This is a genomic window from Nocardia veterana NBRC 100344, assembly GCF_000308855.1.
In the GTDB taxonomy this organism is placed as follows: Bacteria; Actinomycetota; Actinomycetes; order Mycobacteriales; family Mycobacteriaceae; genus Nocardia; species Nocardia veterana.
This window is the reverse complement of sequence record NZ_BAGM01000093.1, coordinates 96,236-118,226: the sequence shown is the minus strand read 5'-3', so window position 1 is coordinate 118,226 and position 21,991 is coordinate 96,236. Positions and strand designations below refer to the sequence as shown.

The 21,991-nt window shown below is 68.2% G+C and carries 17 protein-coding genes; 13 read left to right on the top strand and 4 right to left on the bottom strand.

The genetic code is table 11. The features are described 5' to 3' along the window. The first annotated feature begins 30 nt into the window (after positions 1–30). Genes ectA through thpD form a run of 4 tightly spaced genes read left to right on the top strand, consistent with a single transcriptional unit; the run spans position 31 to position 3,159 of the window. Positions 31–594 carry a diaminobutyrate acetyltransferase gene (gene ectA, locus ON37_RS16785; protein WP_051031677.1) on the top strand — a complete coding sequence of 188 codons (564 nt, stop codon included), beginning with the start codon at positions 31–33 and terminating at the stop codon, positions 592–594. Continuing rightward, the gene (gene ectB / locus ON37_RS16780; RefSeq protein ID WP_040720491.1) at positions 591–1,856 is read left to right on the top strand and encodes a diaminobutyrate--2-oxoglutarate transaminase; all 1,266 of its coding nucleotides are present in this window, start codon (positions 591–593) and stop codon (positions 1,854–1,856) included. The genes ectA and ectB overlap by 4 nt, the downstream gene beginning before the upstream one ends. Position 1,857: 1 nt before the next feature. Continuing rightward, positions 1,858–2,250, top strand: coding sequence for an ectoine synthase (locus ON37_RS16775; RefSeq protein WP_040720490.1), 393 nt, complete (start codon positions 1,858–1,860; stop codon positions 2,248–2,250). Between the two features lie 27 nt (positions 2,251–2,277). After that, positions 2,278–3,159, top strand: a complete 882-nt coding sequence (gene thpD, locus ON37_RS16770) for an ectoine hydroxylase (protein ID WP_040720489.1) — start codon at positions 2,278–2,280, stop codon at positions 3,157–3,159. Between the two features lie 223 nt (positions 3,160–3,382). Here thpD and ON37_RS16765 read toward each other — a convergent pair whose 3' ends face one another. Beyond that, positions 3,383–4,501 carry an acyl-CoA dehydrogenase family protein gene (locus ON37_RS16765; RefSeq protein ID WP_040720488.1) on the bottom strand — a complete coding sequence of 373 codons (1,119 nt, stop codon included), beginning with the start codon at positions 4,499–4,501 and terminating at the stop codon, positions 3,383–3,385. Between the two features lie 3 nt (positions 4,502–4,504). Next, a complete protein-coding gene (locus ON37_RS16760) occupies positions 4,505–5,737 on the bottom strand; it encodes an acyl-CoA dehydrogenase family protein (protein WP_040720540.1) in 1,233 nt (410 codons plus the stop codon). Between the two features lie 161 nt (positions 5,738–5,898). Here ON37_RS16760 and smc point away from each other — a divergent pair, with 161 nt between their 5' ends. After that, on the top strand, positions 5,899–9,507 hold the full coding sequence (smc, locus tag ON37_RS16755; RefSeq protein ID WP_040720487.1) for a chromosome segregation protein SMC: 3,609 nt from the start codon (positions 5,899–5,901) through the stop codon (positions 9,505–9,507). Between the two features lie 273 nt (positions 9,508–9,780). Here the strand turns inward: smc and ON37_RS16750 are convergent, their stop codons facing one another. Beyond that, the gene (locus tag ON37_RS16750) at positions 9,781–10,419 is read right to left on the bottom strand and encodes a TetR/AcrR family transcriptional regulator (RefSeq protein ID WP_040720539.1); all 639 of its coding nucleotides are present in this window, start codon (positions 10,417–10,419) and stop codon (positions 9,781–9,783) included. A 242-nt stretch (positions 10,420–10,661) separates the two neighbouring features. Here ON37_RS16750 and ON37_RS16745 point away from each other — a divergent pair, with 242 nt between their 5' ends. Further along, complete coding sequence (locus ON37_RS16745; protein WP_040720486.1) at positions 10,662–11,843, top strand: LLM class flavin-dependent oxidoreductase; 1,182 nt, start codon at positions 10,662–10,664, stop codon at positions 11,841–11,843. A gap of 2 nt (positions 11,844–11,845) precedes the next feature. Beyond that, entirely contained in the window at positions 11,846–12,928 is a 1,083-nt protein-coding gene (locus ON37_RS16740) for an alcohol dehydrogenase catalytic domain-containing protein (RefSeq protein ID WP_040720485.1), read from the top strand. A 9-nt stretch (positions 12,929–12,937) separates the two neighbouring features. On the opposite strand, the gene ON37_RS16735 is transcribed toward ON37_RS16740, so the two are convergent. Continuing rightward, positions 12,938–13,327, bottom strand: a complete 390-nt coding sequence (locus ON37_RS16735) for a DUF2237 family protein (RefSeq protein ID WP_040720484.1) — start codon at positions 13,325–13,327, stop codon at positions 12,938–12,940. A gap of 318 nt (positions 13,328–13,645) precedes the next feature. Between ON37_RS16735 and ftsY the strand changes: the two genes are divergently transcribed. The 6 genes from ftsY (at position 13,646) to ffh (ending at position 21,940) form a co-directional block, all read left to right on the top strand. Continuing rightward, positions 13,646–15,220 carry a signal recognition particle-docking protein FtsY gene (gene ftsY, locus ON37_RS16730; RefSeq protein WP_210741078.1) on the top strand — a complete coding sequence of 525 codons (1,575 nt, stop codon included), beginning with the start codon at positions 13,646–13,648 and terminating at the stop codon, positions 15,218–15,220. A 203-nt stretch (positions 15,221–15,423) separates the two neighbouring features. Beyond that, complete coding sequence (locus ON37_RS16725) at positions 15,424–16,833, top strand: ammonium transporter (protein ID WP_085997316.1); 1,410 nt, start codon at positions 15,424–15,426, stop codon at positions 16,831–16,833. 4 nt (positions 16,834–16,837) lie between these two features. Then, a complete protein-coding gene (locus tag ON37_RS16720) occupies positions 16,838–17,176 on the top strand; it encodes a P-II family nitrogen regulator (protein ID WP_030513058.1) in 339 nt (112 codons plus the stop codon). 86 nt (positions 17,177–17,262) lie between these two features. Next, positions 17,263–19,719 carry a [protein-PII] uridylyltransferase gene (locus tag ON37_RS16715; protein WP_040720536.1) on the top strand — a complete coding sequence of 819 codons (2,457 nt, stop codon included), beginning with the start codon at positions 17,263–17,265 and terminating at the stop codon, positions 19,717–19,719. Positions 19,720–19,919: 200 nt separating this feature from the next. After that, positions 19,920–20,231 carry a hypothetical protein gene (locus ON37_RS16710; protein ID WP_040720482.1) on the top strand — a complete coding sequence of 104 codons (312 nt, stop codon included), beginning with the start codon at positions 19,920–19,922 and terminating at the stop codon, positions 20,229–20,231. Positions 20,232–20,365: 134 nt separating this feature from the next. Continuing rightward, entirely contained in the window at positions 20,366–21,940 is a 1,575-nt protein-coding gene (ffh, locus tag ON37_RS16705) for a signal recognition particle protein (protein WP_040720480.1), read from the top strand. Positions 21,941–21,991 lie beyond the last annotated feature (51 nt).

Below are 21,991 nucleotides of genomic sequence, written 5' to 3'. Positions count from 1 at the left end.
GAAGAGGTGATGCAGACCCGAACGCGGAGTATGCCTTTCAGTTCTCCCGATACCGATGACGCCGATGGCCGTCGCAACACTTCCTCCCCTGCGCTGATTCGTGCGCCGCGGGTCGGTGACGGAGCGCGGATGTGGCGGATCGCCGTCGATTCCCAGGTGTTGGACGCCAATTCGAGCTACGCCTATCTGCTGTGGTGCCGTGACTTCCGATCGACCTCCGTCGTGGCCGAAATCGACTCGGATATCGCGGGGTTCGTCACCGGTTATCTGCGCCCGCAGTCGCCGGGCACGCTGTTCATCTGGCAGGTCGCCGTCGACCACGCCTTCCGCGGCCGCGGCGTGGGTGTGGCGATGCTGGATCGACTGGTGGAAAAGGTTGCCGCCCAGGGTGTTTCGACGCTGGAGACCACTGTTTCGCCGGACAACGAAGCGTCACTGGCGATGTTCGCCTCGCTGGCTCGCCGCCGCGGCGCGGAAATGACCCGCCAGACGTTGTTCGAGCCACGAGATTTTCCGGACGGGCACGAATCCGAGGACCTGTACCGGATCGCACCACTGCAGGGTGGTGCAAACGATAGGAAGGATCATCGATGACCACCGCTGAGATGACCGTTTTCGAATCGCTCGAGTCGAATGTGCGCGGCTATTGCCGTTCGTGGCCGACGCTCTTCGACACCGCTTCCGGAGCCTGGCTGCGCGACGGTAGCGGACGTGATTACCTCGATTTCTTCGCGGGCGCCGGAGCGCTCAATTACGGGCATAACAATCCCGTTCTGAAAGAGGCGCTGATCGATTACATCGCCCGCGACGGAATTACCCATGGACTGGATATGTCGACCGTCGCGAAGCGTGAATTGCTCGAGACGATCAACAATGTCCTGCTGGACCCGCGCGGCCTCGACTACAAGGTGCAGTTTCCCGGTCCTACCGGTGCGAACGCGGTCGAATCCGCGTTGAAACTGGCCCGCAAGGTGACCGGCCGCACCCAGATTCTGAATTTCACCAACGCCTTCCACGGCATGACCCTCGGCGCACTGTCGGTGACCGGTAACGCGACCAAGCGCGCGGGCGCCGGGGTACCGTTGACCTACGCGACTCCGATGCCCTACGACGGGTATCTGGACGGCGCCGACGACGACCTGGCGTGGATGGAACGTGTTCTCGATGACAATTCCTCCGGTGTGGACAAGCCTGCGGCGGTGATCGTGGAAACCGTGCAGGGTGAGGGCGGCGTGAACGTCGCACGCGCCGAATGGCTGCGGAAGCTGTCGGAGGCGTGCGCGGCGCGCGGCATCCTGCTCATCGTCGACGACGTTCAGATGGGCTGCGGTCGCACCGGGCCGTTCTTCTCCTTCGAGATCGCGGGCATCACCCCGGACATCGTCACGCTGTCGAAGTCGATCGGCGGCTACGGTATGCCGCTGGCGCTGGTGCTGATGAAGCGCGAGCTCGACCAGTGGACCCCCGGTGAGCACAACGGCACCTTCCGCGGTAACAATCCGGCGTTCGTGACCGCACGGGTCGCCCTGGAGCACTACTGGAGCGACGATCGCCTCGAGCAGTCCACTCTCGCCAAGGGCGACAAGATCCGAAAGTCGTTCGAGGCGCTCTCGGAGAACTTCGAGGGTGTGTCGACCCGCGGTCGCGGGCTGGTGCAGGGCCTGGTGTTCGACGACCCGTCCGAGGCGGGCAAGGTGTCCAGCATCGCGTTCGAGGAGGGGCTGCTGGTGGAGACCTCCGGCGCCGAGGACCAGGTGGTGAAGCTGCTTCCGCCGTTGACCATCACCGACGACGAACTCGAGCACGGTCTGGGCATCCTGGATCGGGCGGTCGACATGGCGCGAGGAGGCAACTGACATGATCGTGCGGACAACTGCCGAGATCACCGGCACCGACCGCGATGTCGCGGCCGAGAACTGGCGCAGCAAGCGGATCATCCTCGGCGGCGACGGGGTGGGATTCTCCTTCCACGAGACCACCATTCAGCCGAATACCGTGCACGAATTCCACTACCAGAACCACGTCGAAGCGGTGTGGCTGGTGGAGGGTGAGGGCACACTCACCGATCTGACCAACAATGTCACCTACGATTTGGCGCCCGGCACGATGTACCTGCTCAACGGGCACGAGCGGCACCGGATCGAAACCCGGACGCTGATGCGGATGCTGTGCGTCTTCAATCCGCCGGTCACGGGCAAAGAGGTACACGACGAGAACGGCGTCTATCCGTTGGTGGCAGCCGGCGAGTAGTGAGGTAGTTAGGAGGACGACACCGCGATGACGTTGGCGGACAGTCGAATCGATCGCTATCGGACCCGAACGGCGGTAGCGGTACCGCCGGTGGAGCGCACCGACCCCACCGTGTGGGGCACGGTCACGTCACCGGAGCTGAAGAACTTCGATGCCGATGGATACGCGGTCATCGATGAATTGCTGAGCCCGATGGAGGTGGCCGATATCGCCGCCGAAATCGATCGGCTGGCCGCGGATCCGATCCTGCGTGCCGACGAGCGGGTGATCATCGAGAAGAAGTCGAACAGCGTTCGTTCGATCTTCGAGGTGCACAAGATCAGCGCGCTGGTGGCGGAGTTGGTGCGCGACGAGCGAGTCGTGGGTCTGGCCCGCCAGGTCCTCGGTTCCGATGTCTACATCCATCAGAGCCGGGTCAACTACATGCCCGGATTCGAGGGCGCCGGTTTCTACTGGCACTCGGATTTCGAGACCTGGCACGCCGAGGACGGCATGCCGTCGCCGCGGGCGGTGAGTCTGTCGATCGCGCTGACCGACAACTATCCGTTCAACGGCAGTCTCATGCTGTTGCCCGGTTCGCATCGGCTGTTCATGCCGTGTCAGGGTGAGACGCCGGAGGAGCACTACCGGGAATCGTTGCGCGAGCAGCAGATCGGTGTGCCGGCGCAGGAGGATCTGGCCGAGCTGGCCGACAAGTACGGCATCGCACAGTTCACCGGCGCCCGCGGTTCGGCGCTGCTGTTCGACTCCAACATCATGCACGGGTCGGCGAACAACATCACCCCGTTCCCGCGCTCGAACGTGTTCCTGGTGTTCAACAGCGTGGAGAACACGCTCGAGGACCCGTACTCGGCCTCGCGTGCGCGGCCGACGTATATCGCCGCGCGCGATTTCACCCCCGTGCGTTGAGTACGCCGCACAACCCGATTCGCCGCCGGGCGGCGGCGCGGGTGCGGGCGGGGTGACCCGAACCCGTCGGGGCCGATGACCAAAGGGTTCGCTTCCGACGGTGGCGGGGCGAGCCCGGTTTCCCCGGCGCGTTTTCGGCCGGAATCCGATCCGGATTCCGGCCGAAAACATGTCCGGGGCCGCCGGGCGGTATGGGACCCGCGCCCCGGTCGCTGTGGCCGGGTCAGGCCCGTGTCAGTGCGGCATAGCGGGCGATGTGCTGATCGGCCGAACCCCACTCGTAGCGAATCGCGGTGAGCCGCTTGAAGAAATGCCCGATCGCGAGCTCTTCGGTCATCCCCATCGCGCCGTGGAGCTGGACCGCGTGCTGGCCGATGAATGCGGCCGCCCGAGCGACGGTAGCCTTGGCCGCCGCGGCGGCCCGGGCCCGCACCGGGGCGTCGGCGTCGAGCTTCAATGTCACCAGGTAGGTGGCGGCGATCGCCTGCTCGAGTTCGAGATACATATCGACCATCCGGTGCTGCAGCACCTGGAAGCTGCCGATCGGCACACCGAACTGCTTGCGCTGCTTGCTGTATTCGACGGTGTCGGCGAGCACCCGGCGCATGCCGCCGACGGCCTCGGCGCAGATCGCCGCGATCGCCTCGTCGACGGCCCGGTCGATCGAGTCGCCGGCCGCGCCGTCGGCGCCGAGCAGGGCGTCGGCCGGGAGCCGCACGCCGTCGAGGACGATATCGGCGGCGCGGCGCTCGTCGATCGTGCGGTAGGCGTGCTGGGTCACTCCCGCGCTGTCGGCCGGTACGACGAACAGCGACAGGCCCGCTGCGGTGCGGGCGGACACCAGCAGATGCGTGGCCAGCGGCGCGCTCGTCACCGCGATCTTGGCGCCGTCGAGGACCCATTCGGCGCCGTCGCGCCGTGCGGTCGTGGCGATTCGGTGGGCGTTGTACCCGGATTCGGCCTCGAGCGCGGCGAATGCCGTGATCACCGTTCCGGCCACGATGCCGCGCAACAGGTCCTCGGCCCGGTCGCCGCCCGCACGGCGCAGCAGACCGGCGCCGAGTACGGCCGTGTCGACGTACGGCTCCACCACCAGGGCGGCGCCCAGCGCCTCGGCGATGATCATGGTCTCGATCGGCCCGCCGTCGAAACCGCCGACGCGCTCGGGCAGGCTCGCGCCCAGGATGCCGACCTCCTCGGCGAAGCCGCGCCAGATCTCGGGCTGATGCCCGGCGCCGAGCCGGGCTACGGATCGGCTCTTCTCCAGGTCGTAACGGGCGGTGAGAAATTCGGCGACCGTGTCACGGAGCAGTTGCTGTTCGGTAGTGAATTCGAAGTCCATCTCTCACAGTCCCAGGGTTGCCTTGGCGATGATGTTGCGCTGAATCTCGTTGCTGCCCGCGTAGATCGAGCCCGCGCGGTCGTTGAAATACCGCAGCGGCGCCACGGCCTGCCACGGTTCGCCGCTGACATATCCGTCGGCGGGTGCGACGAAATCGGCGACCGGACCGCCCGGCATGGTCGCGTGCGGCTGATAGGCGCGGCCGCGCGGACCCGCCGCCTCGAGGGCGAGCTCGGTGAGCCGCTGGCTCAGTTCGGTGCCCAGGATCTTGAGGGTGGAGGCGGCCGGACCCGGATCCTTCCCTCGCGAAATCGCCGACATGGTGCGGTATTCGAGGATTTCCAGCACATCGGCGCGAATGCGCGCATCGGCGAGTTTCGCCGCGAAGGCGGGTTCGTCGAGCAGGCTGCCGCCGGCGAAGCCGGACCGGCCGGCCGCGTGCTCGGCCAGCGATTCGGCCAGCACCTGCAGCGCAGGACCGTAGGCCGAACCACCGCGTTCGAAATTGAGCAGATGTTTGGCGACGGTCCAGCCCTCGTCGATGCGACCGATGACGTTCGATTTCGGCACCCGCACCTGATCGAAGAAGACCTGATTCTGCACCTGTTCCCCGGAGGTCATGACCAGCGGGCGGATCTGAATGCCGGGGGTGTCCATCGGGATCAGCACGAACGTGATGCCCTGCTGTTTGCGCTCCCGTTTCGACGTCCGGACCAGGGCGAAGATCCAATTCGCCGCGGTGGCGTGGGTGGTCCAGATCTTGGATCCGGTGCAGACCAGGTCGTCGCCGTCGGAGATCGCGGCCATGGTCAGCGAGGCCAGATCAGAGCCCGCCTCCGGTTCGGAATAGCCCTGGCAGAAGAACACCTCGCCGGTGAGGATGCGGGGCAGGAAATAGTCCTTCTGCTCCTGGGTGCCGAAGGCGATGATCGCGTGGGCGACCATCCGGATCCCCATCGGCGACAGCGCGGGGGCGCCGGCCAGGGTGGATTCCCGATCGAAGATGTAGTGCTGGGTCATGCTCCAGTCGCAGCCGCCGTAGGCGACCGGCCAGGCGGGTGCGGCCCAGCCGCGGCCGTGCAGAATGCGCTGCCACCGCATGCTGGCCTCGTGATCCGGGTAGACGCTGGTGGCGAGCCGACCGGCACGACGTAGTTCCGGGGTCAGATTCTCGTCCAGGAAGCGCCGCACCTCGTCGCGAAACGCCAGATCGGTGGGCGACCAGTCCAGATTCACGAAGAACTCCTTGTGCGATAAACGGGCCTCTACCATCTCATTTACTCACGCCCGAGCGCAAATGATCGTTAACTTATTGGCTGGGACCGAGAGCTGAGCAGCGAACACGTTCGCCCGGCATCCGTCCGGCTACCGGCTCCGACCGGGTACCCTCACCGACTGTGCACCTGAAGAGTCTGACGCTGAAGGGATTCAAATCCTTCGCGTCCGCGACGACGTTGCGGCTCGAGCCGGGCATCACCTGTGTGGTGGGGCCGAACGGGTCCGGCAAATCGAATGTCGTCGACGCGCTCACCTGGGTGATGGGGGAGCAGGGCGCGAAGGCGCTGCGCGGCGGGAAGATGCAGGACGTCATCTTCGCCGGGACCGCGGGCCGGGCACCGCTCGGCCGGGCCGAGGTCACCCTCACCATCGACAACTCCGACGGTGCCCTGCCCATCGAGTACTCCGAGGTGTCGATCACCCGCCGGATGTTCCGCGACGGCGCCGGCGAATACGAGATCAACGGCAACTCCTGCCGGTTGATGGATGTGCAGGAACTGCTGTCGGACTCCGGTATCGGCCGGGAAATGCATGTGATCGTGGGCCAGGGACAGCTGTCGGCGATCCTGGAATCCCGGCCCGAGGACCGCCGCGCCTTCATCGAGGAGGCCGCCGGTGTGCTCAAACATCGCAAGCGCAAAGAGAAGGCCGTCCGCAAACTCGATGCGATGCAGGCCAACCTGGCCCGCCTGACCGATCTCACCACCGAACTGCGCCGCCAGCTCAAACCGCTGGGCCGGCAGGCCGAGGTCGCCCGGCGCGCGGCCACCGTACAGTCCGAACTGCGCGACGCCCGGCTGCGGCTGGCCGCCGACGACCTGGTGGCCCGCCGCCGGGAGCTGGAGAGCCAGCAGAGCAAGGAAGCCTTCGCGCGGGAACAACAGATCAACGTCCAGGCCGAACTCGATGCCGCGAATGCAGCCCTGGCGCAACAGGAATTCCAACTCTCGCGCCTGACACCCGGCGCCGAAGCGGCCGCCCAGACCTGGTTTCAGCTCTCGGCGCTGGTGGAGCGGGTGAACGCGACCATCCGGATCGCGCGCGATCGCGCCCGCAACCTCACCATCGAACAGCCCACCGGGACCGGCCGCGATCCGGAGCAGCTCGAGGCCGAGGCCGATCGGGTGCAGGCCGAGGAGGCCGAACTGCTGGAAGCCGTGGAGGTGGCCGCGGCCACGCTCGAGGCCGCGCGCGATCAGCTGCTCGAGCGGGAACAGGCCGCCAAGGCCGCCGAACAGGCGCATCTGGCCGCGGTGCGAGCCATCGCCGATCGGCGGGAGGGACTGGCCCGGCTGGCCGGCCAGGTCGATACCCTGCGACATCGCGCGCAGTCGGCCGACAGCGATATCGCCCGGTTGACCGAGGCCCTGGCCGCCGCCCGCAAGCGCGGCGACGCGGCCGAGGCCGAATTCGAGTCGGTCCAAAGCGAATTGAGCGAACTCGACGCCGGCGAGGAGGGACTCGACGCCGCCTACGAACACGCCGCCCAAGCCCTGGAACTGGCCGATGCGCGCGTGGCCGAACTGCGCGAGCGTGATCGCGAAGCCGGGAAGAAGGTGGCGTCGCTGACCGCCCGGATCGAGGCGCTGACCATGGGTCTGGCGCGCAAGGACGGCGGCGCCTGGCTGCTCGACCAGCGGGCCGACGGATTGCAGGGCCGACTGTCGGGAATGCTGCGGGTGCACAGCGGTTTCGAGGCCGCGGTCGCCGCCGCGCTGGGACCGCTCGCCGATGCCATCGCCGCCGACGCGCACAGCACCGCGCAGGCCGCGGTGCGCGCGCTGAAGGACGCCGACGGCGGCCGCGCGGCCGTGGTGTACGGCGACGCGGCACACCCGGGCAGTGATCTCGGCGACCTGCCCGCGGGCGCTCGCCCCCTCGCAGAGGTGGTCGAATACCCGGATCGGCTGCGCGGCGCGGTGGCGGCGCTCACCGCGGGGACCGTCGTCGCCGACGACCTGACACACGCCGCCGACATCCTCGCGGTACGACCGGAGCTGCGAGTGGTCACCCGCGACGGCGATCTCTGCGGCTCCGGATGGCTGCTCGGCGGCTCCGATCGAGCACCCAGCCGGATCGAGGTGCAGGCCGATATCGACTCCGCGGCAGCCGAATTGGCGTCCTGGCAGCGGGAGGCGGAGCAGGTCGAAGCGGCGCTGTCGGGTGCGCTGGCCGAGCAGAGCGACCGCAAACAGGCCGTCGATCAGGCGCTGCTGGCCCTGCACGAATCCGATCAGGCGATGGTCGCGATCTACGACCGGCTCGGCCGGCTCGGCGCCACCGCGCGCAGTGCCCAGCGCGACTACGAACGGCTGCTGGCCCAGCGTGCGGAGGCGGAATCCGCGCGCGACGAGAATCTCGCCGCCCTGGCCGAACTCGAGGGCCGGCTGCGCCACGCCGAATCCGAACAGTCCGATCTGGATTCCGACGCCGACGCCGGCACCGATACCGCCGGTCAGGAACGTGAGCAGGCGGCCGCGGCGCTGGCCGAAGCCCGTGCGGTGGAGGTGGAGGCGCGATTGTCGGTGCGGACCGCCGAGGAACGGGCGGAATCTGTTCGCGGTAAAGCGGATTCGCTGCGCCGCGCCGCCCGTGCCGAGCGGGAGAACCGGGCCCGCGCCGAACGCGCGCAGGCCGCGCGGCGCCGGGCCGCGGAGGTGGCCGCCGTCGTCGCCGAATCGGCCGAACGCATTGCCGCGGAACTGGAAATCGTGGTCGGCGAGGCCGCAGCCCGGCGCGACGAACTGGTCCGCCGGCGCACCGAATGCGCGGCCCAGGTCGACCAGACCAAGGAGCGGGTGCGGGCGCTGACCACGCAGCTGGCTCAGTTGACCGACGCCGTGCACCGCGACGAGGTGGCCCGCGCCCAATCCGCTCTGCGCATCGAGCAATTGGAAGCCACCATCGCCGAGCAGTTCGGTATCGCCCTGGACGAGCTGGTCGCCGAATACGGCCCGCACGTCCCGATGCCGCCGACCGCGCTGGAGATGCAGGAGTACGAACAGGCTCGCGAACGCGGCGAACAGGTCAGCCCACCCCAGGAGATGCCCTACGACCGCGCCACCCAGGAACGCCGGGTCAAGCGCGCCGAGAAGGATCTGGCCACCCTCGGCAAGGTGAATCCCCTCGCGCTGGAGGAATTCGCGGCGCTCGAGGAGCGGTACAACTTCCTGTCCACCCAACTGGAGGACGTCAAGAAGGCCCGCCAGGACCTGCTCGACGTCGTGGCCGAGGTCGATGCCCGCATCCTGCAGGTTTTCACGGAAGCCTACGAGGATGTGGAGCGCGAATTCGTCCAGGTCTTCAGCCGCCTGTTTCCCGGCGGCGAGGGCCGGCTGTTGCTGACCGATCCCGGCGATATGCTCACCACCGGCATCGAGGTGGAGGCCCGCCCGCCGGGCAAGAAGGTCAAGCGGTTGTCGCTGCTGTCCGGTGGCGAGAAATCCCTTGCCGCCGTGGCCTTCCTGGTCTCGATCTTCCGCGCCCGCCCGTCGCCGTTCTACGTCATGGACGAGGTCGAGGCGGCCCTGGACGACACCAACCTGCGTCGGCTGATCGGGTTGTTCGAACAGTTGCGGGAGAAGTCGCAGCTGATCGTCATCACCCACCAGAAACCGACCATGGAGATCGCCGACGCGCTGTACGGCGTCAGCATGCGCGGCGACGGCATCACCCAGGTCATCTCCCAGCGGTTGCGCGGGCAGGATCTGGTCGGAGCGCCGAGCTAGCGTCGCTGCTCGCCGGACGAGGTCACCGTCAGCCGGGTACACCCGCGAACCGGGATTTCAGGACGGCCGCGCCCGTGGTGGCGAGCCAGGTCTCGAGATTCTGCAATCTCGCACCTCCTCGACCACGATCACCGCGCCGGCCACCGAAGCGATGCGCGCCGCAATCGAGCGCGGGTGCTGGCCGCGGCGCAGCGCGCCTTCGCCGAATCCGGGACGTCGGTATCCCTGGCCGAGATCGCCCGCCGCGCCTCGGCCCCCGTGGGGTGCGCTCGCTCAGCGGATCATCTGCACCAGGCCGCCGATGAGGAATTCGACCTGATCGTCGACGTATTCGGCCAGGGCCGCCGGCCCGGGCGCCGCGCCGCGGCGTGCGTTCCACTCGTCGGCGCGGGCGAGGGCCTGAAGGAAAACCATCAGTGCCACCGCCCAGCGCTGTTCCAGCCGATCCGGATCCGCTTCCGGGAAGGTGCGGTGTACCTGAACGAGCAGGGCCGCGCGCAGGTCGTCCTCCGCGGCATCGAGGGCGGGGTGATCGTGCGCCGACATCTGGGACACGATCTTGATCCAGCGCATGCCGCGAGTGCGGTGGCGCTGCAACAACTCTCGATACGGCTCGGTCACCGCCCGTACCAGTTCGCTCGCCGTGGGTGATTCCGGCCGCTGCGCCAGCTCGTCGACGCGGGCGCGAATGCGGTCGCGCACCCCGGCGCCCAGATCCAGCAGGACCGCGGCGAGGAGATCGTCCTTGGTGCCGAAGTGATAGTTCACCGATGCCGGCCCCAGACCGGCGGCCGCGTTGACCGCACGCACCGAGACGGCGTCGACCCCGTGGTCGGCGAACAGCCGTTCGGCGGTCTTCACCAGCCGGGTGCGGGTGGCGCTGCCCTGGCGGTTACCGGTCGATGTCGTCATCCCCGGAGGATGACATATGCCCGTGGGCGCGTCGGCCACGGCGGTCCGTGCGGGCTTCTTGTCGATCAATCGATCCATAACAGGCCCCATCATAGGGCGTCGTAGGCACGGAAAACGCTGATATCGAATCCTTTTCGAGGCAGTCCCGGTGAGTGGGCCGCTCACTTTTGGATCGACTGATCCATTCGGCATGGTGCTCGACAAGTGAGCTCGATCACAGCTTGTGCAAAGGAGATGTGTCCATGTGGACCCCCAGTTCGATTCGGTTCGGGGCCTTCCTCGCTCCCTACCATCCGCTCGACGCGGACCCCGCCCTCCAACTCCGCCGCGACCTCGATCTGATGGAACATCTGGATCACCTCGGCTTCGACGAGGCCTGGATGGGGGAGCACCACTCCACCGGAGCCGAAATCGTGCCCGCCCCAGACCTGTTCATCGCGGCGGCGGCCGAGCGCACCCGGCACATCCGGTTCGGAACCGGCGTGGTGTCGCTGCCCTACCATCACCCGCTGGTCACCGCCGACCGGATCACCCAGCTGGACCTGCAGACGCGCGGCCGGGTCATCTTCGGAACCGGGCCGGGCAAGATTCCGCTCGACGCGCACATGATGGGGATCGATCCCTCCGACCAGCGCCGCCGCCAGGGCGAGGCGCTGGCCGCGATTCTGCCGCTGCTGCGCGGTGAGCAGGTCACCATGGAGACCGACTGGTTCACGCTGCGTGACGCACGGGCGCAGCTGCCGACCTACGATCCGGCCGGTATCGAGGTCGCTGCCGCATCCACCATCTCACCGAACGGCTCGGTGCTGGCCGGCACCCACGGACTGTCGCTGCTGTCGCTGGCGGCGAGCTCACCCTCGGGATTCGACGCGCTCGACCGAAACTGGGGCGTCTACGAGAAGACCTGCGCCGAACACGGCCACCGGGCCGATCGATCGACCTGGCGACTGGTGAATCCGATCTTCCTCGCCGAGTCGCGCGCCGACGCCGAGCGGGCGGTCTCCCGTCGGATCGGCGCGATGGCCGCCTACGTCAACCGCCAGACCGGACAGCGACCGGTATGGGCCGAAACACCGCGCGGCATCATCGATCAATGGCGCAACGAGACCCTCGGTGAATTCGGGCAGGCGATCATCGGCACGCCGGACGAGGCCGTCGCGCAGATCGAACGGCTCATCGACAAGACCGGCGGCTTCGGCACCCTGCTGATCCTGCATGTCGACATGGCCGACTGGGAGGCGACCAAACGCAGTTACGAACTGTTCGCCGCCGAGGTGGTCCCACATTTCAAGAATCGCAACCGCGGTCGCGAAGCCAGTCTGCAATACGCCGAGGATCACCACGAACTGCTGGTCGGCCGGCTCGTCACCGCACTCACCAAGGCCCACACCGATTACTACGGCACGGCCGCGACGGGAGTCTGATCATGCGCGCAGCACAGTTCTTCGAGGGGCGTTTCACGGTGGCCGACGTCGCCGATCCGCCCGCGCTCGGGCCCGGGCAGATCCGGATCGCGGTGGCCGCGTGCGGGATCTGCGGCAGCGATCTGTCGATGTCGAAGGACGCCTGCCGATTCGCCGACGTGGCCGTCGCCGCAGGATATCCGCTGGCCGCCTTCGATGCCGCCCGCCCTGTCGTACTCGGCCACGAGTACGCCGGTGTCGTCACCGAGATCGCTTCCGGCGTGGATGATTTCGCCGTCGGCGACCGAGTGGCCGGAATCGGCCTGGCCACCGATACCGCGACCGGAATCCCGACCATCATCGGCTACTCCAACAGCTATCACGGCGCCTTCGGTGAGCAGATCGTCGTGGATGCCTACTGGGTGCGCAAGGTGCCCGACGGGCTGTCGCTGGACCACGCCACCCTCGCCGAACCGTTGCACGTCGGGGAGATGCACGTCCAGCAGTCCGGCCTGGGGCCCGGTGATTCGGCGCTGGTGATCGGTTGCGGCACCATCGGATTGGGTGCGATCGTCGCAGCCAAGGCGCACGGCGCGAAGGTGGTGATCGCGGCCGAGCCCGCCGCGGCGCGACGGGAACTGGCGGCCCGGATGGGTGCCGACGTGGTGGTCGATCCGACCGAGCAGGACCCGATCGACGCGTGGAATTCGCTGGTGGCCGAAGGCAATACCCTCGTCGGCGACTCCGGGCAGGGCACCCTGATCGCCTACGAATGCAGTGGGCGACCCGGTGTGCTGAACGACCTGATGTATCGGCTGCCGTTCAATTCCCGCATCCAGGTCCTGGCCGCGGGCTTCGCCGAGGAGACCATCGTGCCCGTCGTGCCGCAGTTCCGGCGGATCGCGGTGAATTTCGGGCACGGCCCGTACCGGGACGCCTACGACATCACGCTGCAGCGACTGGCCGCCGGCGAGATCGACGCCGAGGCGATCATCACCGGGCGCGTCGGGCTCGACGGGGTAGCCGGCGCCTTCGCGGCCCTGCGCGAGCCGCGGGGCCACGTCAAGATCATCGTCAGACCCGAGGGGTTCGAGGACCGATCGTGACCGAACGGGTCAGAGCAGATCACTGACGTCGTCGGGGACGTCGACGGCGTATTTGCGTAAGGTTTCCATCGGGACGACCTCGAGCGCGTTCTCGTGGGTGGCCGCGAGCACCACCGGCGCGGCCACCCCGTCCTCGTGGGCGTGCAGCCAGCGAACGGCCACCACACACCAGCGGTCACCGGGTTGCAGGCCGGGGAAGTTGTTCTCCGGCCGCGGCGTCAGCAGATCGTTGCCGATCGATTTCTGATGCTCCAGGAATTCCTGGGTCACAACGGTGCAGACGGTGTGGCTACCCAGATCCTCGGGGCCGGTGCTACAGCAGCCGTCCCGGTAGAAGCCGGTGAGAGGATCGATGCCACACTCCTCCAACGGTCCCCCAAGCACATTTCGATCGGTCACACGCCGATCCTATTGTCTCTGTATCGGATTCGCCGCGCCTTGGGCGGTTGGCATCGGGACGGTTGCGGCGATGCGCACCCGAACGGGCAGATCACCCGGCCTTGTCGGCGTGTCGGGCCGGGCAGATCTGTCCCGAATCTCCCGGATCGGAGAATCGGCGTCACACGGGTGTTTCACATCGGCCGGATGTCGCCGCTGCGGACCGGTCGGAGCGGCTGACCTCAGACGATTCGGTTCGGCACGACCCGGGCCGGATCGATGGCGGGAGAAATGGAAGGGACCCGCCGCGGCGCGGGGCCGCGGTCGGGTTCTGACAGGATGGGGGCCGTGACTGCGCAAGCCTGGATTCTGATCGCCGCGATCGTCGCCGTTCTGCTGGTGGCGTTCGTTGCCGGATTCGTCCTGTACAAGCGCCGCCGGGTGAGCATCACGCCGGCCGGCGACCAGGACAAGCAACTGACCGACCGGTCGGGCGGCTACACCGCGTCCGGCGGCTTCAACTTCAGTCAGGGAGGCGCGGGCGGGGGGACCGCCGGTGCGGGGACACTGACCCCGCCGCGGCCCGAACCGGTGCCGATCGAACGCACCGACGACGAGGGTCAGCCGCATATCGGTGACGACGCCGCGATTCCGCGCGACTCGGTTCGCCGCACCATTACCGACGTCCGCCTGCCGGAACCGGAGACTGTCACCGACCAGGCCGCCGAGGGCGCCACCGCGACCGCGCCGACGACCGAACCGGAGACGACGCAAGCTCCCACCGACGGCGTCGCCGCGCCCGAGGCGCCGGCCGAGCCCGCACCTGCCGAAGCCCCCGCGGAACCCGTCGCACCGGCGCCGCCCGCCGAGACCACCCCCGACGGCGCGACCGCGGTGACCCCCGCGCCCGTCGAGGCGCCCGAGACGGCGCCGGTGGATTCGGCGCCGACCGCTCCCGCCCCGACGGCCGAACCGGCCGCGGTCGAGGAGATCGAACCCACCGCGGGCCGGCTGACCCGCCTGCGCGGCCGGCTCTCCCGATCGCAGAACGCGGTCGGCAAGAGCCTGCTCGGTCTGCTGGGCGGCGGCGACCTCGACGAGGACTCCTGGGAGGAGATCGAGGACACCCTGGTCATGGCCGACCTCGGTACCTCGGTCACGACCACCGTCGTGGAACGGCTGCGCGAGGAACTGGCCGCGCGCAGCGTGCGCACCTCCGACCAGGCGCGGCAGGTGCTGCGCGATGTTCTGGTCGAGGCACTGCGTCCGGAGCTGGATCGTTCCATCCGGGCGCTGCCGCATGCCGATCATCCCTCGATCCTGTTGGTCGTCGGCGTGAACGGCACCGGCAAGACCACCACGACCGGCAAGCTGGCCCGCGTCCTGGTGGCCGACGGACGCCGCGTCCTGCTCGGTGCCGCCGACACCTTCCGCGCGGCGGCCGCCGATCAGCTTCAGACCTGGGGTGAACGCGTCGGCGCCGATACGGTGCGCGGTCGCGAGGGCGCCGATCCGGCCTCGGTCGCCTTCGACGCCGTCACCACCGGCATCGCCGAGGGTGTCGACGCGGTGCTGATCGACACCGCGGGACGGCTGCACACCAAGACCGGCCTGATGGACGAACTCGGCAAGGTCAAGCGCGTCGTGGAGAAGAAGGCGGCGGTCGACGAGGTGCTGCTGGTCCTCGACGCCACAGTCGGCCAGAACGGGCTCACCCAGGCCCGCGTGTTCGCCGAGGTCGTCGACATCACCGGCGTCGTGCTCACCAAACTCGACGGCACCGCCAAGGGTGGCATCGTCTTCCAGGTGCAGCACGAGCTCGGCGTTCCGGTGAAACTGGTCGGGCTCGGCGAGGGCGCCGACGATCTGGCCCCCTTCGAACCGTCCGCATTCGTCGACGCCCTGCTGGGCTAGCGGCGGGACGAAACGGCAGTTCCTCCTCATTTCGACCCGGTCCTCACGGTGCGATCCGGCCTCCCGTGCGCACCCTGAAACCTGGAAGCAACACGGCAAGCGGATCCGTTCACGCATGCGAAACATCGCGGCGGCACGGATGAAACACCCGATGGCGACCCTTCTGTGCAGGCTCGTTTGCCGCAATTTCGGCCGGGCCCGAGATGAGGAGGAACAAGGTGGCGTATCCCTTGCTCGGTGTGCCCGACACCGGCGACACGGCGTGGATGCTGGCGAGCTCCGCGCTCGTTTTGTTGATGACCCCGGGACTGGCGTTCTTCTACGGTGGCATGGTCCGGTCGAAGAACGTGCTCAACATGATCATGATGAGCATCAGCGCGATGGGCATCGTCGGTGTGCTGTGGGCGCTCTACGGCTTCTCCGAGGCATTCGGTGACAACAAACTCGGCGTGATCGGCAACCCCGCCCAGTTCTTCGGGCTGAAGGGGCTGATCGGCGCCAACGCCGTCAAGGCCAGCCCGGCCGACCCGTCGACCGGCGCGTCGGCGGTGGATCAGGTGAACATCCCGCTCGCGGGCACCATCCCGATGACGGTGTTCGTCGCCTTCCAGTTGATGTTCGCCATCATCACCGTCGCCCTGATCTCGGGCGCGGTCGCCGACCGGATGAAGTTCCGTGCCTGGGTGATCTTCGCGATCGTCTGGTCGACCGTCGTCTACTTCCCGGTCGCGCACTGGGTCTTCGACTTCGACGTCAAGGACGCGGCGGGCAACATCATCCACCACGGCGGCTGGATCGCGAACAAACTGCAGGCCATCGACTTCGCCGGTGGTACCGCGGTGCATATCAACGCCGGTGCCGCGGGTCTGGCGCTGTGCCTGGTGCTCGGCCGCCGCAAGGGCTGGCCGAAGACCCCGATGCGCCCGCACAACCTGCCCTTCGTCATGCTCGGCGCCGGTCTGCTGTGGTTCGGGTGGTTCGGTTTCAACGCCGGATCGTCGGTGAGCTCCAACGGACTGGCCGGATCCACCTTCCTGACCACCACCTTCGCCACCTGCGCGGCGATGCTCGCCTGGCTGGTGGTCGAGAAGTTCCGCGACGGCAAGCCCACCAGCCTCGGCGCGGCCTCGGGCATCGTGGCCGGTCTGGTCGCGATCACCCCGTCCTGCTCGTCGGTGAACGTGCTGGGCGCGTTGGTGATCGGTGCGGTGGCGGGTGCGTTGTGTGCCCTCGCGGTCGGTCTGAAGTTCAAGCTCGGGTTCGACGACTCGCTGGACGTGGTCGGCGTGCATCTGGTCGGCGGTGTGGTCGGTACGCTGCTGATCGGTCTGTTCCTCACCCCGGAATCGGGTGCGGGAGCCGGCGGCGCGAAGGGCTTGTTCTACGGCGGCGGTTTTGATCAGCTCGGCAAGCAGGCCGTCGGGGCCTTCACCGTGCTGGCGTTCTCCTTCGTCGTCTCGCTGGTTCTGGGTCTGATCATCAAGTACACGATCGGCATTCGTGCTTCCGAGGAAGACGAGTTCAAGGGCATGGACGAGTCGGAGCACGCGGAAACGGCATACGATTTCGCTGCTGTGGGTGGCACGGCACGTACCGCCGTCAAGGAGGCATGACGCAATGAAACTGATCACTGCAATCGTCAAACCGTTCACGCTCGAGGACGTCAAGTCCGGACTCGAGCAGGCCGGTGTGCTGGGAATGACGGTCAGCGAAGTCCAGGGGTACGGCCGGCAGAAGGGGCACACCGAGGTCTACCGCGGTGCCGAGTACTCGGTGGATTTCGTGCCGAAGGTCCGGGTCGAGGTCGTCGTCGACGACGCCTCCGTGGAGAAGGTCGTCGAGGTGATCGTCGAGGCCGCCCGCACCGGCAAGATCGGTGACGGCAAGGTCTGGGTGACCCCGGTCGAATCCGTGATCCGCGTCCGGACCGGTGAACGCGGTGCCGACGCACTGTAGGAGATGAGAGATTCGGGCAGCCCCGTTCCCTGCCGACGGTCGGCCGGGGACGGGGCTGCCCGCGTGAACGGGTGGTGGTTGCGGGTATGAGTGCAGACGAATCGTCCGACGGCACCGGGTTGTCCCACGGCGCAAAGGATCTGGTCGCGGCGCGCGATCAGTTGCTCGACGGCGGCGATCCGCGTCGGCCCCGGTTGAGCGCGGAAGCGTTGCGGCAGGCGCTGGTCGACCTGCACGAGTTGTGGTTGACCACCAAGGGCGCGGAGTTGGGAATCACCGCCGACAGCGGCCTCGCGGTGGTCGCGGTCGGCGGGTTGGGGCGGCGCGAGATGCTGCCGTATTCGGATCTGGATCTGGTGCTGCTGCACGACGACGTCGATCCGGCCCGGGTCGCCGAGGTCGCCGATCGGCTCTGGTATCCGCTGTGGGATGCGCACATCAAGCTCGATCACAGTGTGCGTACGGTGCCGCAGGCGCTGCGCGTGGCCGCCGACGACCTGACCGCCGCGCTGGGCATGCTCGATGCCCGCCACATCGTCGGCGACGCGGAGTTGAGCAATCTGCTGATCGGCGGCGTGCGCCGCGAATGGCGCACCGGAATCCGTTCCCGCTTCGGCGAATTGGTGGAACAGGCGCAGGCGCGCTGGCAGCGCAACGGCGAGATCGCGCACCGGGCCGAACCGGACCTGAAGAACGGTCGCGGCGGGTTGCGCGATATCCAGCTGCTCGACGCTCTGGCCATCGCCCAGCTGACCGACGCCATGCCGGGCCTCGGCCCCGATGTCCCGGGCGGTGGTCTCGAAGCCGCGCATCGCCGGCTGCTCGACGTCCGCACCGAACTGCATCGGGTGGCGGGTCGCTCGCGGGATCAGCTGCGGGCACAGGACGCCGACGAAATCGGCGCGGCCCTGCGCATCGGCGATCGGTTCGACCTGGCGCGCACACTCAGTGACGCAGCCCGCACGGTCGGATATTCGGTCGACGTCGGATTGCGCACCGCGGGCAACGCGCTGCCGCGGCGCGGTCTGGCGCGACTGCGCCGACTGCCCGTGCGGCGCCCGCTCGACGAGGGGGTCGTCGAACACGCGGGCGAGGTGGTGCTGGCCCGCGACGCCCGGCCGCAACGCGATCCCGGTCTGATCCTGCGGGTCGCGGCCGCCTCCGCTCGGACCGGGCTGCCGATGTCCGCGACCACTCTCAACCGGCTCTCCGAGGATGCGCCGGAACTGCGCGAACCGTGGCCGCGTGAGGCGCTCAACGATCTGCTGGTGCTGCTGGGCGCCGGACGCGGGACCATCGACGCGGTCGAGGCGCTGGACCGAACCGGCTTGTGGGGCAGGCTGTTTCCCGAATGGGGCGCGGTGCGCGACCTGCCCCCGCGCGATGCCGTGCACACCTGGACCGTCGACCGCCACCTGGTCGAGACGGTCGCCTATGCCGGCGCCGCGAGCACCCGGGTCGCCCGTCCGGATCTGCTGCTGCTCGGGGCGCTGCTGCACGATATCGGCAAGGGGCGCACCGAGGATCACAGCGTCGTCGGCGCCGAACTGGCCGGCAGTATCGGCCGCCGGCTGGGCCTGTGGCCCGACGATGTGCACACCCTGGCGATGATCGTGCGGCACCATCTCCTGCTTCCGGAGACCGCGACTCGCCGCGATCTCGGCGATCCGGCGACTGCCGCGCGGGTGGTCGAAACTCTCGGCGGGGACCGGCAATTGCTGGAGTTGCTGCACACCCTGGCCGAGGCCGATTCGCTCGCCACCGGGCCGGGCGTGTGGGGTGAGTGGAAAGCCTCCCTCATCGGCGAGTTGGTGCGCCGGTGCCACGCGGCGATGGCGGGTGAGCCGGTGTCGGTCGATCATTCGCCCACCCCCGCGCCGGTCGACCGGGCCGTTCTGGACAAGGTGGCGGCCGGTGGCGTGCATGTGGAGCTGCGGCCGGGCGACGGCCGCTACACCCATGTCGTGACCGTCGTCGCGCCCGATACTCCCGGCCTGCTCTCGGAGGCCGCGGGCGTGCTGGCCCTGCATTCACTGCGGGTGCTGTCGGCGACACTGGCGGCAACCGGTGATATCGCGATCGACACCTTCGTGGTGAGCCCGAAATTCGGCAACCCGCCCGACGCCGGGCTGCTGCGCCAGGAATTGATTCGGGCTCTCAACGGTGATCTGAAGGTCGCCGCGGTGCTGGCCGACAAGGAACGCGAAGCCGGCGCGCGCACCAGCCCGTACGCGCAGGCGCAACCGCGGGTGATCTGGACCGAGGTCGATCGGCCCGGACAGGTCCTGCTGGAACTGCGGGCCGAGGACCGGATCGGCATGCTCAGCCGGCTGGCCGCCGTTCTCGCCGCGCAGGGCGCGGATGTGCGCTGGGCCAAGGCGGTGACGATGGGCTCGGTGGTGGTCGACGCGTTCAGCCTCGACCTCGGCGGGGCCGATTCCCCGCAGCGGCGCGCGGAGATCGAGGCGGCGTTACTGGCCGTCGTCCCTCATCCGGAACCGAAGAAACCGAGCGAAACGGACACCAGCGCGGACCGGGCCTAGGTTTACCGACCGATTGCCCGCAATTCGGGCAACCTGGTCGACTGGACGTGGTGGCGGTGACCGGATCGTTGCGGCAACCTCTGCTGAATGTGATATCCGCCACTTTAGGATCGGTCTGGATCGTCCGTTGATCGTGATCCGAGCTGTTCGGCTTTTGCGGTACCTGTCCGGCGAATCGGTTCGTTGAGGGGAGCAGGTCGATGGCAATCGAAGTCGTGTCCGCGTCCATGATCACCAGCGATTCGACCCACCACATCGCCCGTTGCGTCGGCGGCGACCACTGGGTGGTGTCGTGGCTCCCGGGCCGCACGCTGACCGGCGCACAGGCGGTGGCGGCCATGAAACTGGCCGGCGCCCTCGTCGACGGCGCACCCGGTGACACCGACTGGCCGGCACTGGACGCGATGGCCCTGCCACTGGGTCTGACCGGCCGGGAAGCCGTCTATCTGGTGGCCTACGAACAGCACGACTTCAGCCGGGCCCCGCGGCCGCGGCACAGCGCGCTGTCCTGACCGCGGTCCCGGTGCCGGGCCCTGCTGTCCGGCCGGACGGCAGAGCTCGGACGAGGGCGAATCCACCGATCCGCGAGTTGCCCGTACCCTGGTAACCCGAGTGACGTCCCTCGACAAGACCAGGAGCGCGATCGGTGTTCGAATCCCTTTCCGACCGGTTGACCGGTGCCCTGAAGGATCTGCGTGGCAAGGGACGTCTGTCACCGGCCGATATCGATGCCACCGCGCGGGAGATCCGGCTCGCGCTGCTCGAGGCCGACGTGGCCCTGCCGGTGGTGCGCCAGTTCATCGCGCGGATCAAGGAGCGTGCCAAGGGCGCCGAGGTTTCCGCCGCGCTGAATCCCGCACAGCAGGTCGTCAAGATCGTCAACGAGGAACTGATCGGCATCCTCGGCGGCGAGACCCGTCGGTTGCAGTACGCCAAGACCCCGCCGACGGTCATCATGCTCGCCGGTCTACAGGGTGCCGGTAAGACCACCCTCGCCGGCAAGCTCGCGAAATGGCTCAAGGGGCAAGGTCATACGCCGCTGCTGGTGGCCTGTGACCTCCAGCGTCCGGGTGCCGTCACCCAGCTGCAGGTCGTCGGTGAGCGTGCCGGGGTGCCGGTCTTCGCCCCACACCCGGGTACGTCGATCGGGGGCGGCGAGAACGAACTGGGCGTCACCGCCGCCGATCCGATCCGGGTCGCGGAGGCCGGTGTCCTGGAGGCCAAGCAGAAGCAGTACGACATCGTCATCGTCGACACTGCGGGTCGCCTCGGTATCGACGAAGAACTGATGCGCCAGGCCGCCGGGATCCGCGACGCGGTGCAGCCCGACGAAACCCTGTTCGTGCTCGACGCCATGATCGGTCAGGACGCCGTCACCACCGCCGAGGCCTTCCGCGACGGTGTCGGCTTCACCGGCGTCGTGCTGACCAAGCTCGACGGTGACGCGCGCGGTGGCGCCGCGCTGTCGGTGCGCGAGGTCACCGGCGTTCCGATCCTGTTCGCCTCCACCGGTGAGAAGCTCGAGGACTTCGACGTCTTCCACCCCGACCGCATGTCGAGCCGCATCCTCGGCATGGGCGATCTGCTCACCCTGATCGAACAGGCCGAGCAGGTCTACGACCAGCAGCAGGCCGAGGAGGCCGCGCGCAAGATCGGTTCCGGTGAGCTGACCCTCGAGGACTTCCTCGACCAGATGCTCGCCATCCGCAAGATGGGCCCGATCGGCAATCTGCTCGGCATGCTGCCCGGCGCCGGCCAGATGAAGGACGTGCTGGCCCAGGTCGACGACAAACAACTCGACCGGGTGCAGGCCATCATCCGCGGTATGACCCCCGCCGAACGCGCGAACCCGAAGATCATCAACGCGTCCCGCCGCCTGCGCATCGCCAACGGCTCCGGCGTCACGGTCTCCGATGTCAACCAGCTCGTCGACCGCTTCTTCGAGGCCCGCAAGATGATGGCCGCCATGGGTCGCCAGATGGGCCTGCCCGGTGCTCGTCGTAATGCCAAGGGCAAGAAGGGGAAGAAGGGCAAGAAGGGCGGACGCGGGCCGACCCCGCCGAAGGGGATGCGCGGTGGCTTCCCCGGGATGCCGGGTCTGCCGCCGGGGATGCCCGCGGCCGGAATGCCGGACCTGTCGAATATGCCCGCCGGACTGGACGAATTGCCGCCGGGGCTCGAAGGATTCGATCTGAGCAAGCTCGAGTTCCCGAAGAACTGAGCCCCCTCCGGCTCCCGGCCTGCTCGCCGCGTGGTCGCGCCGCGGCGAGCG

What these genes read in the sequence shown, in the direction of transcription:
- ectA (WP_051031677.1), top strand. Translation starts at nt 31, where the DNA reads ATGCCTTTCAGTTCTCCCGATACCGATGACGCCGATGGCCGTCGCAAC.
- ectB (WP_040720491.1), top strand. Translation starts at nt 591, where the DNA reads ATGACCACCGCTGAGATGACCGTTTTCGAATCGCTCGAGTCGAATGTG.
- ON37_RS16775 (WP_040720490.1), top strand. Translation starts at nt 1,858, where the DNA reads ATGATCGTGCGGACAACTGCCGAGATCACCGGCACCGACCGCGATGTC.
- thpD (WP_040720489.1), top strand. Translation starts at nt 2,278, where the DNA reads ATGACGTTGGCGGACAGTCGAATCGATCGCTATCGGACCCGAACGGCG.
- ON37_RS16765 (WP_040720488.1), bottom strand. Translation starts at nt 4,501, where the DNA reads ATGGACTTCGAATTCACTACCGAACAGCAACTGCTCCGTGACACGGTC.
- ON37_RS16750 (WP_040720539.1), bottom strand. Translation starts at nt 10,419, where the DNA reads ATGACGACATCGACCGGTAACCGCCAGGGCAGCGCCACCCGCACCCGG.
- ON37_RS16745 (WP_040720486.1), top strand. Translation starts at nt 10,662, where the DNA reads ATGTGGACCCCCAGTTCGATTCGGTTCGGGGCCTTCCTCGCTCCCTAC.
- ON37_RS16740 (WP_040720485.1), top strand. Translation starts at nt 11,846, where the DNA reads ATGCGCGCAGCACAGTTCTTCGAGGGGCGTTTCACGGTGGCCGACGTC.
- ftsY (WP_210741078.1), top strand. Translation starts at nt 13,646, where the DNA reads ATGGGGGCCGTGACTGCGCAAGCCTGGATTCTGATCGCCGCGATCGTC.
- ON37_RS16725 (WP_085997316.1), top strand. Translation starts at nt 15,424, where the DNA reads ATGAGGAGGAACAAGGTGGCGTATCCCTTGCTCGGTGTGCCCGACACC.
- ON37_RS16720 (WP_030513058.1), top strand. Translation starts at nt 16,838, where the DNA reads ATGAAACTGATCACTGCAATCGTCAAACCGTTCACGCTCGAGGACGTC.
- ON37_RS16715 (WP_040720536.1), top strand. Translation starts at nt 17,263, where the DNA reads ATGAGTGCAGACGAATCGTCCGACGGCACCGGGTTGTCCCACGGCGCA.
- ON37_RS16710 (WP_040720482.1), top strand. Translation starts at nt 19,920, where the DNA reads ATGGCAATCGAAGTCGTGTCCGCGTCCATGATCACCAGCGATTCGACC.